Here is a 15,837-nt window from a genome sequence, read left to right on the forward strand (position 1 = left end):
GCGGGGTGGACTATATGCACATATGCGCATATGGTCAAGCAGCATTACACTCGCCCCGCAGGGTATTGTTTTCAAATGTCAGCTAGACCTTCGACACCCCGGATCCGGATCGCTCCGAACGCGACGCTCGGCCTGGCGTTGGCCCTCTTCCTGGCCGGCGCCGGCGGCCCCGTGCACGCGGCGAGCGCGGATGCGGGCGGCGGCGACGCGGCCTCGCGAATCCCGGGACATCACGACGCGTTGCCGCGCCCCGGATCGTGGTCGGCCCTGCTCGCCGAGAGCCGGGCGAGCGGCCGGCCGGTGGTCGCGCTCTTCTCGACCAGGGGCTGCGCCTGGTGCGACCTGCTACGCCGCGATCACCTGCGGCATCTCGCGCGCGACGCGAAGGCGGCCGGCGTGATCGTCGTGGAGTTCGACATGTTCGACCGCCGACCCTTCGGCGGCGCGGCCGCCGCCGGCTCGGCCTACCTCGAGAGCGGCTCGCCGGCCGAACTGGCCCGAACCCTGGGGATAAGGGTCGCGCCGACCGTGGCATTCCTCGGCCCTGAAGGCGAGATCGCCGAACGGCTGATCGGCTACCAGTCGGCGGACTTCTACGGGGCCTACCTTTCGGACCGGATCGCGGACGCGAGCGCCGCGCTGAAGAAGGCCGTGCCGGGCCGCTGACGAAACGGCCGCGCCGGGCGGCTGATCAGAGCGCGGCAACTCCCCGCTGGCGCGCCGCAGGCTTCTTCAGGCTTTCAATGAAAGTGCGTCGATTCGGGCTCGACGTCGCCCGGCATTTCCGCGTGCACGACCTCGCCCTTGGCGTTCGGATACAGCGGCACGCCGCAGTCCTCGCAGAACTCGGGCTCGGTGAGCTCCGACCAGACCCGCAACTCGGACACCCCGACCTCGCGCAAGACCTCGCGGATCTGCTCGAGCGGCGACGGCTCGTCTTCCTCGCTCTCGGCGCCCAGCAGCGGCCAGACGATGCCGTGGGCGATGTCCTCGTCGTCGTCGCCGATGCCGAGACCGATCCGGTACTCGTCGGCACGCTCGTCGCCGAAGGGCGCGACCGTGGCGTGGATCTGCACCGGCTCGATGTCGAGCGCGTGGGTCAGGTAGTGCACCGCGGCGCGGATCGAGTACGGCCGCACCCGGCGATCGGACTCGCGCAGGTTCAGGTGGAAGGCGTCGGGCAGCAGGCACTCGAAGCCGCAGCCCGGCAGCAGCGGCTCGATGTTCGGCCGGGCCTGCGCGATCCACTGCTCGAGGCACTGCACCCGGCTGGCGTGGTCGCCCGCCTCGGTTTCCTGCCAGCGGAACAGCGCCGTGCCGGCGGGCACCGCGACGACGCCGAGCAGGTAGCGCGAATCGGCCAGCATCTCGGCGGTTTCCGGCAGCGCGCGCAGGTCGAGCCGGGCGGCCTGCCCGGCCACGGCGGCCTGGCCCAGCTTGCGCGTGAGCCGGCGCAGCTCGCCGAAATCGCGCGGCAGCTGGTCGATGCTGTACAGGTAGGGCGACAGCTGGAAGCGCGAGCGCCGCGCCAGCACGTGGGCCTGCCAGTGCGCCGACAGCGCCTGCACGCTGTCGGCCGGCAGCGGCCCCGACGGGATCCGGAAGCGGGTCCAGACGATCAGCGGCGCGGCGACCAGCAGCATGTCCCAGCGCTGCCCTTCGATGTCCGCGCTGACGGTCTCGGCGGCCTCTTCGACCGCCTCGATCAGCGCGCCGTAGGCCTCGCTGTCGGTCTGGTGAAGCCGGTCGAGCGAGTCGTAGACCGCCTGGATGTGCCCGCTGTCGAGCAGGCGCTCTATCCGGGCGGCCAACTGGGCTTCCCAGAAACGATCCTCGACCCGGCTTCCCGAGTTTGCGAGGCCCAGCGCAGCCGCCACCAGCCGCTCGGCATCGGGGGAGAGATGGGTCTTGCGCTCGCGGGCGCGGGCGTGGCGATGTTCTTTCATGCGGTCCTTCGTGTTCGACCACGAAGTTTAGTCGAATTCGCCGGCCCGCCCAGCCCGATCGGGCCACGCCCCGGTTCCCGGGGCGGTGGCTCGGCCGGGGGCGCGCCTCGGCCGGGTGGCGCGTCAGCCGGGCGCCGGCGCCTCGGCCTGCGGCGCGGCGAGCGCGGTCCAGATCGGCGGCTTCTTCGCCTCGCGCGCGATGTCGGCGAGCAGCGCGTCGTGCGCCGCGCGCTCGGCCTCGTCGGCGTACCGGACCCGCAGGCCGGGAGGCGGCCACTGCCCGCCGGCCTCGCCGCCCGCCGCCGCGCCTTCCGCCCCGCCGAGCGCGATCTCCAGGCTGTCCTGGCCGCGCGTCATCGCCAGATAGACGTCGGCGAGCAATTCCGCGTCGAGCAGCGCGCCGTGCAGCGTGCGGTGCGCATTCGACACCTCGTAGCGCTCGCACAGCGCGTCGAGCGAATTGCGCCGCCCCGGGTGCAGCTCGCGCGCCAGCGCGAGCGTGTCGACGACGCCGCTCGCGAGCGTCTCGAAGGCGGGACGGCCCAGCCGGCGGTACTCGGCGTCGAGAAAGCCGAGATCGAAAGGCGCGTTGTGGATCAGCAGTTCGGCGCCCGCGACGAACTCGGCGATCCGGTCGGCCACCTCGGCGAAGCGCGGCTCGCTGCTCAGGCGCTCGAGCGTGAGCCCGTGCACCTCGAGCGCGCCCTGGTCGATCTCGCGCTCGGGGTTCATGTACAGGTGAAGCCGCCGGCCGCTCAGCCGGCGGTCGACGATCTCGACGCAGCCGATCTCGATGACCCGGTGCCCGTCCTCGGGCGACAGCCCGGTGGTCTCGGTGTCGAGGACGATCTGTCGAAGGCTCATCGTGCGGGGTGTCCGGTCTGGATGGGCGGCGCGCCCGCGGCGGCGCCGGTGTCAGGCGCGCCCCCCTCGGGGGCACCCGCCGCCGGCAGCAGGTGCCGCCGGCGCGCCAGCAGAGTGTAGACCGTCGGCACGACGAACAGCGTCAGCAGCGTCCCGAAAGTCATGCCGCCGACGATCACCATCCCGATCTGCATCCGGCTCTCGGCGCCGGCACCGGTGGCCAGCGCCAGCGGCACCGCGCCCAGCACCATCGCCCCGGTGGTCATCAGGATCGGGCGCAGTCGCAGGCTGGCCGCCTCGATCGTGGCCTCGCGCAGCTCGCGACCGGCATCGCGCAGCTGGTTCGCGAACTCCACGATCAGGATGCCGTGCTTCGTGATGAGGCCGACCAGCGTGATCAGGCCGATCTGGCTGTAGACGTTCATCGTGCCGCCGGTCCACTGCAGCAGCGCGAGCGCGCCGGTGATCGACAGCGGCACCGAGAACATGATCGTGAGCGGGTCGACGAAGCTCTCGAACTGCGCGGCCAGCACCAGGTAAATGAAACACAGCGCGAGCGCGAAGGTGACCAGCAGCGCGGTGGACGACTGCTTGAACTCCCGGGTCTGGCCGTTGTAGTCGAGGCCGTAGCCCGGCTTCAGGTGCCTTGCCGCGTAGTTCTCGATCGCGTCGACCGCCTCGCCGAGCGAGGCCCCGGGCGCCAGGTTGGCCGTGATCGTGACCGCCCGGCGCTGCGCGAAGTGGTTCAGCTCGCGCGCGGTCACGCCCTCGCGGACCGTGACCAGGCTGGACAGCGGCAGCAGCCGGTCGCCGCGGCCGCGCACGAAGATCCGCGAGATGTCCTGCGGCGTGCTGCGGTCGCCCTGCGCGAACTGCACGATCACGTCGTACTGCTCGCCCTCGCGCTTGAAGCGGGTGACCTGCCGGCCGCCGAGCGCGGTCTCCAGCGCGCGGCCGATCGCGTCGACCGGCACCCCGGCGTCGGCCGCGCGGTCGCGGTCGACCTCGATCTTCAGCTCGGGCTTGTTCAGCCGCAGGTCGCTGTCGACGCCCTGCAAGCGCGGGTCGGCCCGCATGTCGGCGAGCAGCGGGTCGATGACCTGCTGGATCGTCTCGTACGGATCGGAGCTCAGGATCACCACGTTGATCGGCCGCTCGCGCGGCGACTGCCCCAGCGAGGCGGGCGCCACCGCGAAGGCCTGCACGCCAGGGATGCCGAGAAGCTTCGGCTGGACCTCGCGGATCATCTCGGGGATCTTGCGCTCCCTGTCCGCCCAGTCGATGGTCCGCGTGAAGCTGATGCCCTGCGCCACCGTCGGGTTGCCGGTCACGATGAACACCCGATTGACCTCGGGCACCGAGCGCAGGATGTCCTCGACCTGCCGGGCGTAGCGGTCGGTGTAGTCGATCGACGCGCCGTCGGGGCCGTTGAAGATCGCGACGATCGTCGAGCGGTCCTCGACCGGCGAGAGCTCGCGCTTCATGCCGCTCCAGAGCAGCACGCTGGCCGCTGCCACCGCGAGCCCGAGCAGCACGACCAGCCAGCGCGCCGACAGCGTGAGGCGCAGCAGCCGTGAATAGCCGCGGGTCATCGCGTCGAGCGTCGCGTCGATCGCCCGCACCAGCCGGCCGGGCGACGGGTCGTGACGCAGCAGCTTGGCGCACATCATCGGCGTGAGGGTCAGCGCGACGAATCCCGAGACCAGCACCGCACCGGCCAGCGTGAGGGCGAACTCGATGAACAGCCGGCCGGTGCGGCCGGTGGTGAAGGCCACCGGCGCGTAGACCGCGGCGAGCGTCAGCGTCATCGCGACGATCGCGAAGCCGACCTCCTTCGAGCCGACCAGGGCGGCCTTCACCGGCTCCATGCCGTCCTCGATGTGCCGCCAGACGTTCTCGAGCATGACGATCGCGTCGTCGACGACCAGGCCGATCGCCAGCACCAGCGAAAGCAGCGTGAGCGTGTTGATCGAGAAGCCCGCCACGAGCATCAGCGCGAAGGCGCCGACCAGGCACACCGGGATCGTGACAAGCGGGATGACGCTCGCGCGCAGCGTGCCGAGGAACAGGAAGATGACCGCCGCCACCAGCACGACGGCCTCGGCGATCGTCGTGTAGACCGAGCGGATCGAGCGCTCGATGAAGACGGTGTTGTCGTTCGCGATGCTGACCTGCAGGCCCTCGGGCAGCTGCTCCTGGATCAGCGGCAGCTCCTTCTTCAGCGCCTGGGCCAGGTCGAGCGGATTGGCGGTGGCCTGCTTGATCAGGCCCAGCGAGATCGAGTTGCGGCCGTTGAAGCGCACGATGCTGCGCTCGCTCTCGGGGGCGATGCCCACGCGGGCGACGTCGCGGATGCGCACCGGATATCCGTTGACGGTGCGCACGACGACGTCCTCGAACTGCTGCACCCGCTGCAGGTCGGTCTGCGAGGACACCGTGAACTCGCGCTGCGCGCTCTCGATCCGGCCCGAGGGCAGCTCCACGTTCTGCCTGCGCAACGCTTCCTCTACGTCGCCGGGCGTCAGGTTGAAGCCCGCCAGCCGGTCCGGGTCGAGCCAGATCCGCATCGCGTAGCGCCGGTCGCCGAAGATCCGGACGTCGGCAGCGCCCGGCAGCGTCTGCAGCCTCGGCTTGACGAAGCGGTTCGCGATGTCCGACACCTCGAGCGGCGACAGCGTGTCGCTGGTGAAGGCCATCCAGATGATCGGGTTGGCGTCGGCCTCGACCTTCGCGATGACCGGCTCGTCGACCGCGTCGGGCAGCCTGGCCCGCACGCGCGCCACCCGGTCGCGCACGTCGGCGGCGGCACCGTCGGGGTCGCGCTCGAGCCGGAAGCGGACCGTGATCTGGCTCTGCTCCGGCCGCGAGATCGAGGTCAGCACGTCGACGCCCTCGATGCCGGCGATCGAGTCCTCGAGCGGCTTGGTCACCTGCGACTCGATGATCTCGGCAGAGGCCCCGGGGTATCGGGTCGAGACCGTGACGGTGGGCTCGTCGATCTTCGGGTACTCGCGGACCTGCAGCCGGTCGTAGGAAACCAGCCCGATCAGCAGGATCACCAGCGACAGCACGGTCGCGAAGACCGGCCGGCGGATGCAGACTTCGGAAACGACCACGGCTCAGTTCCCCGCGGCGCCCGGCCGGCCGGCGCCGTCCGTCGCACCGCCGCCCCCGCTTCCCACGACCCGCACCGGCAGGCCGTCGCGCTGCAGCTTCAGCTGTCCGGCCGTGACCACCCGCGCGCCGGCCGCCAGCCCGGAAACGATCTCGACCCGCCCTTCCCGCCGCTGGCCGATCTCGACCCGGGTGCGCAGGGCCTTGCCGTTCTCGACCCGGTAGACGAACAGCTCGGCGCCGGAGGGTACGACCGCCTCTTCCGGCACCATGACCGCGCGCGGATTCTCGGACAGCGTGAGCGAGGCCTTCGCGAACATGCCGGTGCGCAGCGCGCCGTCGGCGTTCGGCAGCCGGCCGCGCGCGACGACCGACCTGCCGTTGGCGTCGACCTGCACGTCGATCGCCTCGAGCACCGCCTCGAAGGCCCGGCCCGGCCACGCGTCGAACTCGACGCGCACCCGCTGGCCGCGGCGCAGCTCGCCGACGAAGCGCTCGGGCAGCCGCAGGTCGACCTGCATCGACGAGACGTCCTCGAGCACCACCAGCTCGGCGCCTTCCTTGACGTAGTCGCCGACGCTGACGTTGCGCAGCCCCAGCACCCCGCCGAAGGGCGCACGGATCTCGGTCTTGGAAAGCCGCGCCTGCGCGAGCTTGAGGCGAGCCTCGAGCACGCGCAATGTGGCGGCCGCCTCGTCGCGGGCGCGCTCGCTGACGAACTGCTTCTGGGCGAGATCCACGGTCCGCTGGTAGTTGGCCTGGGCAAGGCCGAGCTCGGCCCGCGTCTGCTCGGCCTCGGCCGCCGCGATCGCGGCGTCGAGCGCGATCAGCAGCTCGCCCTTGCGGACCCGGGCGCCGCCCTCGAAGCCGATGCTGGCGATCCGGCCGGCGATCTCGGGCTTGATGACGACCGATTCGGCCGCGCGCAGGGTGCCGACCGCCGACACGTTCCGGGACAGCGCGACCGTGACCGCCTCGGCGGCCTCGACGGCCACCGGCCCGCCGCCCGGCCTGCCGCCAGCGCCCGCGCCCGCAGCAGGGCGCGCCGCGCCGCCGGGCGGCGGGTCTGCCGGTGGACGCGCCGGGGCCGAGGACGTGGCTTGGCCCGAGGACGGGGCCGCGCTGGCGGCGGGGGCAGCGCCGGCCTGCGCGCTTGCCGGCTGCGCCGTACCGGCGGCCGCGACCGCCTCGAAAGCAGGGCCTGGAGCGCCACGCTGCAGGCTCCAGCCGCCCCACGCGAGGCCGGCGAGCCCGGCTGCGGCCAGTGCCCAGTAGACGGTTCTGTTCATCGGTCGGAATTGCCGGAAGATCGGCGGCCCGCGGAGAATCCGGAGCGACGTCGGGTAGCTGGCAAATCTAGCACGGCGGCCGCGTTGCAGGCCCGATGCCTCGGTGCGGCGCGATACTATCCGCGTCTGGACGTTCCCCCCTTCGGCAGCCCGCCCTGCGCGGGCCGCCTGCCCGCCGCCGCCCTGCAAGCATGTCGACCGCTTCGTTCCCGCATCGCTCCCTCGCGCCCGCCGCGACCCACGGCGAGCCGCCCCGACCCCGCCCCGCGATCGAATCGCTCGAGGGCTCGCGGATCCGCGAGGTCGCCAACGCCGGGCTGGGACTGCCGGACGTGATTCCCTTCTGGTTCGGGGAGCCCGACGCGGTAACGCCGGCCTTCATCCGCGAGGCCGCCAAGGCGGCGCTGGACGCCGGCGACACCTTCTATCACCACAATCTCGGCATCGGGCCGCTGCGCGACGCGCTGTCGCACTACCTGGGGCGCGCCCACCTGCCGGTCGATCGCGAACGGGTCGTCGTCACCAGCAGCGGCGTGAACGCGCTGATGCTTGCCGCGCAGACGATCCTTTCGCCGGGCGACCGGGTCGTGGCCGTCGTGCCGCTGTGGCCGAACGTGACCGAGATCCCGCGCATCCTCGGCGCCGAGGTCACGCGGGTGCCGCTGGCGCTGACTGCCGACCACCGCTGGGTGCTGGACCTCGACCGGCTCATCGACGCGATCGGCACCGATGCGCGGGCCGTCATCGTCAATTCGCCGAACAACCCGACCGGTTGGACGATGCCGCGCGACGCGATGCGGGCGCTGCTCGAGCACTGCCGCCGCCACGGCATCTGGATCGTGTCCGACGAGGCCTACGAGCGCCTGGTCTTCGACGGCAGCTTCCAGGCGCCGTCGATGCTGGACCTCGCCGCCCCGGACGACCGGCTGATCGTGGCCAACACCTTCTCGAAGGCCTGGCAGATGACCGGCTGGCGGCTCGGCTGGCTCGTGGTGCCCCCTTCGCTGACCGGCGACCTGGCCAAGCTGATCGAGTTCAACACCTCGTGCGCCCCGGGCTTCGTGCAACAGGCCGCCGTGGCGGCGCTGCGCGATGGCGAACCCTTCGTTCGCGAGTTCGTTTCCGAGCTCGGCCGGCGCCGCGACGCGCTGCTCTCGGGCCTCGCTCGAATCGACCGGGTCACCGCCGGAATTCCGGACGGCGCCATGTACGCCTTCCTGCGCGTCGACGGCGAGCTAGACAGCCTGACGCTGGCCAAGGCCCTGGTGCGCGAGGCGCGAATCGGGCTCGCCCCGGGCGCGGCCTTCGGCCCCGAGGGCGAGGGCTTCCTCCGGTGGTGCTTCGCCCGGCCGATTCCGGCGCTGGAGGAAGCGGTCGGCCGGCTCGACGCGTACCTTCGCCGCAGCTGACGCGCGAAAACCCTTCGGCGAGGCGCCAGCTGCATCGGCACTGCGCAGTCGCGACGCCCTGGCCGTGCACGTCACCGCACGCCGACACATCCAGGGCCGGTGGGCAGCCCAGCCGCATCCGGGCATCGTGCGAGCCGAGCGCCGCCGAAAGGAATTTCGCGGGACCCGCTCGCCACGGGGCGAAGCCCCCTGCGAGGCGGGTGCGAAATTCCGAGGTGGGCGAGGGAAGCCCCGCGAAGCGGGGCCGCGGCACTTGCCCGGATGCGGCTGGGCTGCCCGCCGGCCCGGGCGCACTCAACTAACGGGGCACGCGCGCCCCAGAGCCGCCTTCAGCGCGCCTTCGGCACGCCGCGATTGGCCAGCGCGTCCGCGCGCTCGTTTTCCGGGTGCCCGGCGTGGCCGCGCACCCACTTCCAGTGAACGTCGTGGCTGCCGACCAGCTCGTCGAGCTGCTGCCACAGGTCGACGTTCTTGACCGGCTTGCGGTCGGCAGTCTTCCAGCCGCGCGACTTCCAGTTGCGCAGCCACTCGGTGATCCCCTTCTGCACGTACTGCGAGTCGGTGTGCACCACCACCCGCATCGGTCGCTTGAGCGCCCGCAGCGCTTCGATGACCGCCTGCAGCTCCATCCGGTTGTTCGTGGTCGACGACTCGCCGCCGAACAGCTCGCGCTCGTGGCCGCCCCATCGCAACAACGCGCCCCAGCCGCCGGGGCCGGGGTTGCCCTTGCAGGCCCCGTCGGTGTAAATCTCTATCGTTTCGTTCATCGGGCGGATTGTAGTGGCGATCGCCCACCTCGATCACGGGAAAGGCAGATGCTCGAAAGACAGGTGATGCGCTTCGTGGAGGACCTGCGGCACAAGAAGCCGATGCCGCTCAAGGTGACGCTCTGGGACGGATCCTCGACCGCCCTGTCCGACGAACCGCGGGTCGAGCTGCGGCTGCGGCAGGCGAGCGCCGCCAGGTACTTCCTGAACCCCACGCTGGACAAGCTCGGCGAGGCCTTCGTCGAGGGCCTGGTGGATGTCGACGGCGACATCCGCGACGTGATCTCGATCGCAGACGGCCTCGCCCAGGTGGGCGACACCGAGCACGGCCTGGGCAAGCTCCCCTCCTGGCTGGCCCGCCACACCCGCAAGTCCGATCGCAAGGCGATCGAGTACCACTACGACGTGTCGAACGAGTTCTACTCGCTGTGGCTCGACTCGCAGATGGTCTACTCCTGCGCCTATTTCCCGAACGGCGACGAGGACCTCGCCACCGCGCAGACGCTCAAGCTCGAGCACGTCTGCCGCAAGCTGATGATCGCGCCGGGCCAGACCCTGCTCGACATCGGTTGCGGCTGGGGCGCGCTGGCGCTCCACGCGGCGCGGCACCACGGCGCCCGGGTCGTCGGCGTCACGCTGTCGACCAACCAGTACGAGCTGGCGCGCGAGCGGGTGCGGCAGGCCGGCCTCGAAGACCGGATCGAGATCCGCCTGCAGGATTACCGCGACGTGCCCGGCGAGGCCCAGTTCGACAGGATCTCGTCGATCGGGATGTTCGAGCACGTCGGCCTGAAGAACCTGCGCGCCTATTTCGACGTGGTCCACCGGCTGCTCAAGCCTGGCGGCATCGCGCTGAACCACGGCATCACCTCGGTCGATCCCGACAGCCGCTCGGTCGGCCTGGGCGCCGGCGACTTCATCGACCGCTACGTGTTCCCCGACGGGGAACTGCCGCACGTCTCGCTGGCGATCCGCGAGATGTCGGCGGCCGGGCTAGAGCTCACCGACGCCGAGTCGCTGCGCCGGCACTACGCGCGCACGCTGTGGTTCTGGTCCGACGGATTCGAGAAGAACCTGGCGAAGCTGACCGAGCTCGCCGGAGAGCGCCGCGCCCGGATCTGGCGGGTCTACCTCGCCGGCTGCGCCCACGGCTTCGCCAACAACTGGATGAACATCTACCAGCTGCAGACGATCCGCCCGCTGCGCGGCCCGGGCGGCGCCGAGAGCCCGCTCCCGATGTCGCGCGGCTACATGTACCGCGACTGATCGTCGCGACGGATGCCGTCGTGGCGCGGCACGCGCCGCGGAGACACCGCCGCCACGGCCGGCCTGACGAGCCGCTTGCGGGCCACCGCCGGGCCGACCAGGCGCATCGCCCGCACCCGCTTGACCGCGCAGACCATGTACACCGCCCCGCAGATCGGCCACCACCGGTCGCCGGCCGATTCGAGGAAACGGGTCCGCTCCAGCCAGCGCTCGGTACGGCACGCGGGCCGGTAGCAGCCGAAGCGGCCCCGCTCCTGCTCGAAGCCGAGCAGCTTGAGCCAGTCGCGAAGCCGGGGAAGTCCGATCGGCTGGCCGTTTCCCGGCAGCCAGGGGCGGCCGACCGCCCGGCCCGCCAGGTGACGGGCGCCCCACAGGCTGACCGGATTGAATCCCGACACCACCAGCCTGCCTTCGGGCCGAAGCACCCGGTCGACCTCCCTGAGCACCTGGTGCGGGTCCTCGGCGAACTCCAGCACGTGGGGCAGCACGACCAGGTCGAGCGACTGCGATGCGAAGGGCAGCGCCTCGTAGTGGTCGAGCCAGAGATCGGCCGGGTCCGGTGCATCGTCCGGCTGCAGGGCCCGGAAGCGATGCTGGATCCTGTTCTCGCGCAGCGTGTCCAGCTCGGGCAGGCCGCACTGGAGCGCGTGGTAACCGAAGACGTCGGCCACCATCGCGTCGAACTGCCCCTGCTGCCAGGCGAGCGCGTAGCGGCCGGCCGGCGACGCGAGCCACTCGCGCCACTCGGCGCGATGATCGCGCGGCTCCGGACCGGGCGGACCCGACCCGCCGCCTATAATCGGCGGCAAATCGTCCATCTTCATCACATGCAGACTCCAGACACTTGGCGCCACGCCGCGGCGCCCCACCCGCTGGTCGTTCCGGTCGACGCCTTCTCGGACAACTATCTCTGGCTGCTGCGCGCGCCCGACGGCGACGCCGCGGTGGCAGTCGATCCGGGCGACGCCGCGCCGATCGAGCGGGCGCTCGCCGAGCACGGCCTGCGCCTCGTGGCGATTCTACTGACTCATCACCATGCCGACCACGTCGGCGGGGTGGAGGCGCTGGTCGAGCAATGGAGCTGTCCGGTCTACGGCCCGGCCGGCGAGGACATCCCGGCGGTCGACCGCCCGGTCATGGGGGGCGACGACTTCGAGCTTCCGGCGCTGGGCGTCCGCTTCGAGGTGCTCGACGTGCCTGGGCACACGAGCGGCCACATCGCCTACCGCTGCCAGCGGCTCGGCGACGACCCGCGGCCGCTGCTGTTCTGCGGCGACACGCTGTTCGCCGCCGGCTGCGGCCGGATCTTCGAGGGCACGCCCGCGCAGATGCTCGCGTCGCTCGACCGGCTGGCGGCGCTCGACGGCGACACGCTCGTGTTCTGCGCGCACGAGTACACCGTGTCGAACCTGCGCTTCGCTGCGGCTGCCGAGCCGGATTCGGCGGCGGTCGCGGAGCGGCTCGCCGAGGCGACGCGGATGCGCGAGCTGGGCCTGCGCACCGTGCCGTCGTCGATCGGGATCGAACGCGACACCAATCCGTTCCTGCGATGCGGCGAGCCCGCGTTGCAGCGGGCGGCGGCAGCGCGGCTGGGCCGGGAACCCGCCTCGCGGCTCGAGGCCTTCGCCGCGCTGCGCGACTGGAAGAACGTCTACCGCTGACGGGCCGGAGCGCCCGCCGGTCGGTCGTGTCTTGACCCCGATCGGTGACTTACTTAACATCGCGCAATATTTTGCATTGCCGATCATGCACTTAGGGGATCCCCTTGCAGCGTTTTCTTGAGTCGGCCAGCACCGCCGTCCTCGCCTCCCCCACTCGCCTGCTGATCGGTGCAATTTCGCTGCTGTTGGCTGCAGGCTGCTCGACGATCGCGCCGCAGGCCTCGCTCGAGGCGGACTCCGTCGCGGCCGCGGCCCCGGTCCAGTCCTCGGTCGCGGTCGAAGACCAGGCCGTCGACGAGCGCCCGGATGCCACGGCCGCACAGGCCTCCGCCCGCGTCGAGGCCGAGCCGAGCCTTCCGAAGTGGACCGGCCGCGACGAAAGCCTGCCCGGCAGCCTTTGGGACAGGATCCGCGCCGGCTTCGCGATGCCCGATCTCGACACCTCGCTGGTCGCCGAGAAGGAGCGCTTCTACCTGCAGCGACCGGACTACCTGCAGCGGATGTTCGATCGCGGCGGGCGCTACCTGTTCCACATCGTCGAGGAGATCGAGAAGCGCGGCATGCCGACCGAGCTGGCGCTGCTTCCCTTCGTCGAAAGCGCGATGAACCCGGTGGCGCTTTCGCACGCCAACGCCGCCGGCCTCTGGCAGTTCATTCCTTCGACCGGCAAGGCGTTCAATCTGGACCAGAACTGGTGGGTCGACAACCGGCGCGACGTGGTCAAGTCGACCGAGGCAGCGCTCGACTACCTGCAGAAGATCTACGAGATGCACGGCAACGACTGGTTCCTGGCGCTCGCCTCGTACAACTGGGGCGAAGGCGCGGTGGGCCGGGCGGTCAAGCGCAACAAGGCACGCGGCCTGCCGGGCGACTACCTGTCGCTGCGGATGCCGGCCGAGACCCGCCACTACGTGCCGAAGCTGCTCGCGCTCAAGCGCATCGTCCAGCGAGCCGACGCCCTGGGCGTCAAGCTGCCCGAGCTGCCGAACAGGCCCTACTTCGTCACGATCGAGAAGACCCGGCCGATCGACCTGAAGCTGGCCGCGCGCTTCGCCGGCATGTCGGTCGAGGAGTTCGTGGCCCTGAATCCGGCGCACAACCGGCCGGTCATCTCGGCCAGCCGGAACAACGAGATCAAGCTGCCCGCCGACCGGGTCGACGCCTTCCTGGACGCGGTCGAGAACCACGGCCGCAGCAACCGCGTCTTCGCCACCTGGCAGCCCTACACGCTGCAGGCCGGCGAAACCCTGGAGTCGCTCGCAATGCGCGCCGGCATCAGCGTGGCCGAGCTGCGCGAGGCCAACGACCTGCGGCCCGGCTCCCGGCTGCTGCCGGGCACCCGCATCCTGAGCCCGCACCGTCAGGTCGCGGACGAGACCCGGGTCGAGAACTTCGACGGGCCGCGCGTCTACGAGCTGGTCGAGCGGCCGGCCGTCCATCACGTGGTGCGGCCTCGGGAAACGCTGTCGTCGATCGCCCGCCGCTACGGCACCTCGGTGGCCTCGCTCAAGCAGTTGAACGGCCTGAAGTCGGCGAGCGCGCCGCGCGGGGCCCGCCTGCTGGTCAGGCCCGCCAGCTCGCAGACGCTGCTGACGACCGAGAGCGGCGATCGCCGCGTGCTCGCGCAGGGCGAGCAGCCGAGGATCATCCGGGCGGTGGTGCGCGAGCAGGCGCCGGCGCGAGCGGCCGGCAGCCCGACGCCGGCGGCCGAACCCGTCGCGGCGACGAAGCTGCCTGCCGGCAAGCCGGCCGCCGCGCGCAAGTCCACGCAACGCGCCGCCCCCAGCCCGGGCGCGGCGCGCGATGCCGCGGTGCGCAACGTCGGCAGTTCGTCGAAGACGCCGGTGGCCAGGCCGGCTTCGGGCAAGCGGACCTGAGCCGCGGCCGAACCGCCGTCAGTCCAGCGAGGCGGCGAGCAACTGCCGGGTGTAGTCGGCCTGCGGGGCGCCGAACACCGCCTCGACCTCGCCGGCCTCGACCACTTCGCCGTCCTTCATCACGATCACCCGGTGGGCCATTGCCCGCACGACGGCCAGGTCGTGCGTGATGAACAGGTAGGCGAGCCCGTGGCGCTCCTGCAGGCCGGCCAGCAGCCTGAGCACCTGGCGCTGCACCGAGACGTCCAGCGCCGACGTCGGCTCGTCGAGCACGAGCAGGTCGGGCTGCAGCACGACGGCCCGCGCGATCGCGATCCGCTGGCGCTGGCCGCCGGAGAACTCGTGCGGATAGCGGTCCAGCACGCTTTCGTCCAGACCGACCTCGGCCAGCATCGCCACCACGCGTTCGCGCCGCGCGCGCGCGTCGAGCCCCGGCTGGTGCAGCGCCAGGCCCTCGCCGACGATCTGCCCGATCGTCATCCTCGGCGACAGCGAGTTGTAGGGATCCTGGAAGACGAGCTGCATGCGCCGGCGCAGCGGGCGGAAAGCGGCGCGCGGCAGCGAATCGATGCGCTGGCCGTCCAGCCGGATGGCGCCCTCGGTCTCGCCGGCCGCGAGCTTCAGCAGCGACAGGCCCAGCGTGGTCTTGCCCGAGCCCGACTCGCCGACGATCGCCAGCGTCTCGCCGCGGGCCACGCGAAGATCGACCCCGCGCACCGCCTCGAAGACGTGGCGACCGAACCAGCCGCGGCGCGACACGAAGCGGCAGCGCAGGCCCTCGGCCTCGACCAGCGTCGGCGCGCCAGCCGGCGGCGGGCCGACCTCGCGCGTCGGGCGGCTGTCGATCAACAGCCGCGTGTAGGCCTCGCGCGGCGCGCCGAACAAGGCCGCCGTGTCGCCCTCTTCCACGACGCGGCCGTCCTTCATCACCGCGACCCGGTCGGCGAAGGCGCGCACCAGCGGCAGGTCGTGCGTGATCAGCAGGACCGACATGCCCAGCTCGCGCTGCAGCTCCTCGAGCAGCGAAACGATCTGGCGCTGGATCGTCACGTCGAGCGCGGTCGTCGGCTCGTCGGCCAGCAACAGCTTCGGGCCGCAGGCCAGCGCCATCGCGATCATCGCGCGCTGCCGCTGGCCGCCCGACAGCTGGTGCGGCAGGCTCGAGAAGCGGTGCTGCGGCTCGGGAATCCGCGTGAGCTCGAGCAGCTCGACTGCGCGGCGGGCCGCCTGCGCCCGGCTCAGGCCCTCGTGCAGCTCGAGCACCTCGCAGATCTGGTCGCCGACCGTGTACAGCGGGTTGAACGCCGTCATCGGCTCCTGGAAGACCATCGCGATGTCGCGGCCGCGGACGCCGCGCATCTCGCGCTCGGGCAGAGCCAGCAGGTCGCGGCCCTCGAACAGGATGCTGCCGCCGTAGCGGGCGTCCGCGTTCAGGCGCAGCACCGACAGCGCGGTCACCGTCTTGCCCGAACCCGACTCGCCGACCAGCGCGAACTTCTCCCCGCGCCCGATCGACAGCGACACCCGATCGACCACCCGCGCGCTGCCGCTGGCGGTGCGGAAGTCGACCGACAGGCTCGCGATCTCCAGCAGCGGGGCCGGGTCGCCGGCGCGCCCGGGGCTTGCTCGGTCAGGTCGCATCGG

12 protein-coding genes are annotated in these 15,837 nt (G+C 71.6%); 5 read left to right on the forward strand and 7 right to left on the reverse strand.

Features of this window, described 5'->3' with window-relative positions:
* Positions 1 to 75: 75 nt before the first annotated feature.
* Complete coding sequence (locus tag M6I34_RS03720; RefSeq protein ID WP_272484366.1) at positions 76 to 666, forward strand: thioredoxin family protein; 591 nt, start codon at positions 76 to 78, stop codon at positions 664 to 666.
* 74 nt (positions 667 to 740) lie between these two features.
* Here M6I34_RS03720 and M6I34_RS03725 read toward each other — a convergent pair whose 3' ends face one another.
* From M6I34_RS03725 to M6I34_RS03740, 4 genes are all read right to left on the reverse strand, one after another.
* A complete protein-coding gene (locus tag M6I34_RS03725) occupies positions 741 to 1,946 on the reverse strand; it encodes a DUF2863 family protein (protein WP_272484367.1) in 1,206 nt (401 codons plus the stop codon).
* Positions 1,947 to 2,069: 123 nt separating this feature from the next.
* On the reverse strand, positions 2,070 to 2,810 hold the full coding sequence (gene dnaQ / locus M6I34_RS03730) for a DNA polymerase III subunit epsilon (protein WP_272484368.1): 741 nt from the start codon (positions 2,808 to 2,810) through the stop codon (positions 2,070 to 2,072).
* Entirely contained in the window at positions 2,807 to 5,926 is a 3,120-nt protein-coding gene (locus M6I34_RS03735) for an efflux RND transporter permease subunit (protein WP_272484369.1), read from the reverse strand. The genes dnaQ and M6I34_RS03735 overlap by 4 nt, the downstream gene beginning before the upstream one ends.
* 3 nt (positions 5,927 to 5,929) lie before the next feature.
* The gene (locus tag M6I34_RS03740; RefSeq protein WP_272484370.1) at positions 5,930 to 7,213 is read right to left on the reverse strand and encodes an efflux RND transporter periplasmic adaptor subunit; all 1,284 of its coding nucleotides are present in this window, start codon (positions 7,211 to 7,213) and stop codon (positions 5,930 to 5,932) included.
* A gap of 191 nt (positions 7,214 to 7,404) precedes the next feature.
* Between M6I34_RS03740 and M6I34_RS03745 the strand changes: the two genes are divergently transcribed.
* Entirely contained in the window at positions 7,405 to 8,622 is a 1,218-nt protein-coding gene (locus M6I34_RS03745) for a pyridoxal phosphate-dependent aminotransferase (RefSeq protein WP_272484371.1), read from the forward strand.
* A 329-nt stretch (positions 8,623 to 8,951) separates the two neighbouring features.
* On the opposite strand, the gene rnhA is transcribed toward M6I34_RS03745, so the two are convergent.
* On the reverse strand, positions 8,952 to 9,389 hold the full coding sequence (gene rnhA / locus M6I34_RS03750; RefSeq protein ID WP_272484372.1) for a ribonuclease HI: 438 nt from the start codon (positions 9,387 to 9,389) through the stop codon (positions 8,952 to 8,954).
* Between the two features lie 48 nt (positions 9,390 to 9,437).
* Here rnhA and M6I34_RS03755 point away from each other — a divergent pair, with 48 nt between their 5' ends.
* Complete coding sequence (locus tag M6I34_RS03755; RefSeq protein ID WP_272484373.1) at positions 9,438 to 10,655, forward strand: SAM-dependent methyltransferase; 1,218 nt, start codon at positions 9,438 to 9,440, stop codon at positions 10,653 to 10,655.
* Here the strand turns inward: M6I34_RS03755 and M6I34_RS03760 are convergent.
* A complete protein-coding gene (locus M6I34_RS03760; protein WP_272484374.1) occupies positions 10,637 to 11,479 on the reverse strand; it encodes a methyltransferase domain-containing protein in 843 nt (280 codons plus the stop codon). The two genes, M6I34_RS03755 and M6I34_RS03760, sit on opposite strands and share 19 nt — an antisense overlap.
* Positions 11,480 to 11,482: 3 nt before the next feature.
* Between M6I34_RS03760 and gloB the strand changes: the two genes are divergently transcribed.
* Both gloB and M6I34_RS03770 read left to right on the forward strand, forming a co-directional pair.
* Entirely contained in the window at positions 11,483 to 12,316 is an 834-nt protein-coding gene (gene gloB / locus M6I34_RS03765; RefSeq protein ID WP_272484375.1) for a hydroxyacylglutathione hydrolase, read from the forward strand.
* Positions 12,317 to 12,420: 104 nt separating this feature from the next.
* Positions 12,421 to 14,193: a transglycosylase SLT domain-containing protein gene (locus M6I34_RS03770; RefSeq protein ID WP_272484376.1), complete on the forward strand. Its 1,773-nt coding sequence runs from the start codon at positions 12,421 to 12,423 to the stop codon at positions 14,191 to 14,193.
* Between the two features lie 18 nt (positions 14,194 to 14,211).
* Here M6I34_RS03770 and M6I34_RS03775 read toward each other — a convergent pair whose 3' ends face one another.
* Positions 14,212 to 15,834, reverse strand: coding sequence for an ABC transporter ATP-binding protein (locus tag M6I34_RS03775; protein WP_272484377.1), 1,623 nt, complete (start codon positions 15,832 to 15,834; stop codon positions 14,212 to 14,214).
* Positions 15,835 to 15,837 lie beyond the last annotated feature (3 nt).

It is taken from the genome of Zeimonas sediminis (assembly GCF_023721795.1).
In the GTDB taxonomy this organism is placed as follows: domain Bacteria; phylum Pseudomonadota; class Gammaproteobacteria; order Burkholderiales; family Burkholderiaceae_E; genus Zeimonas; species Zeimonas sediminis.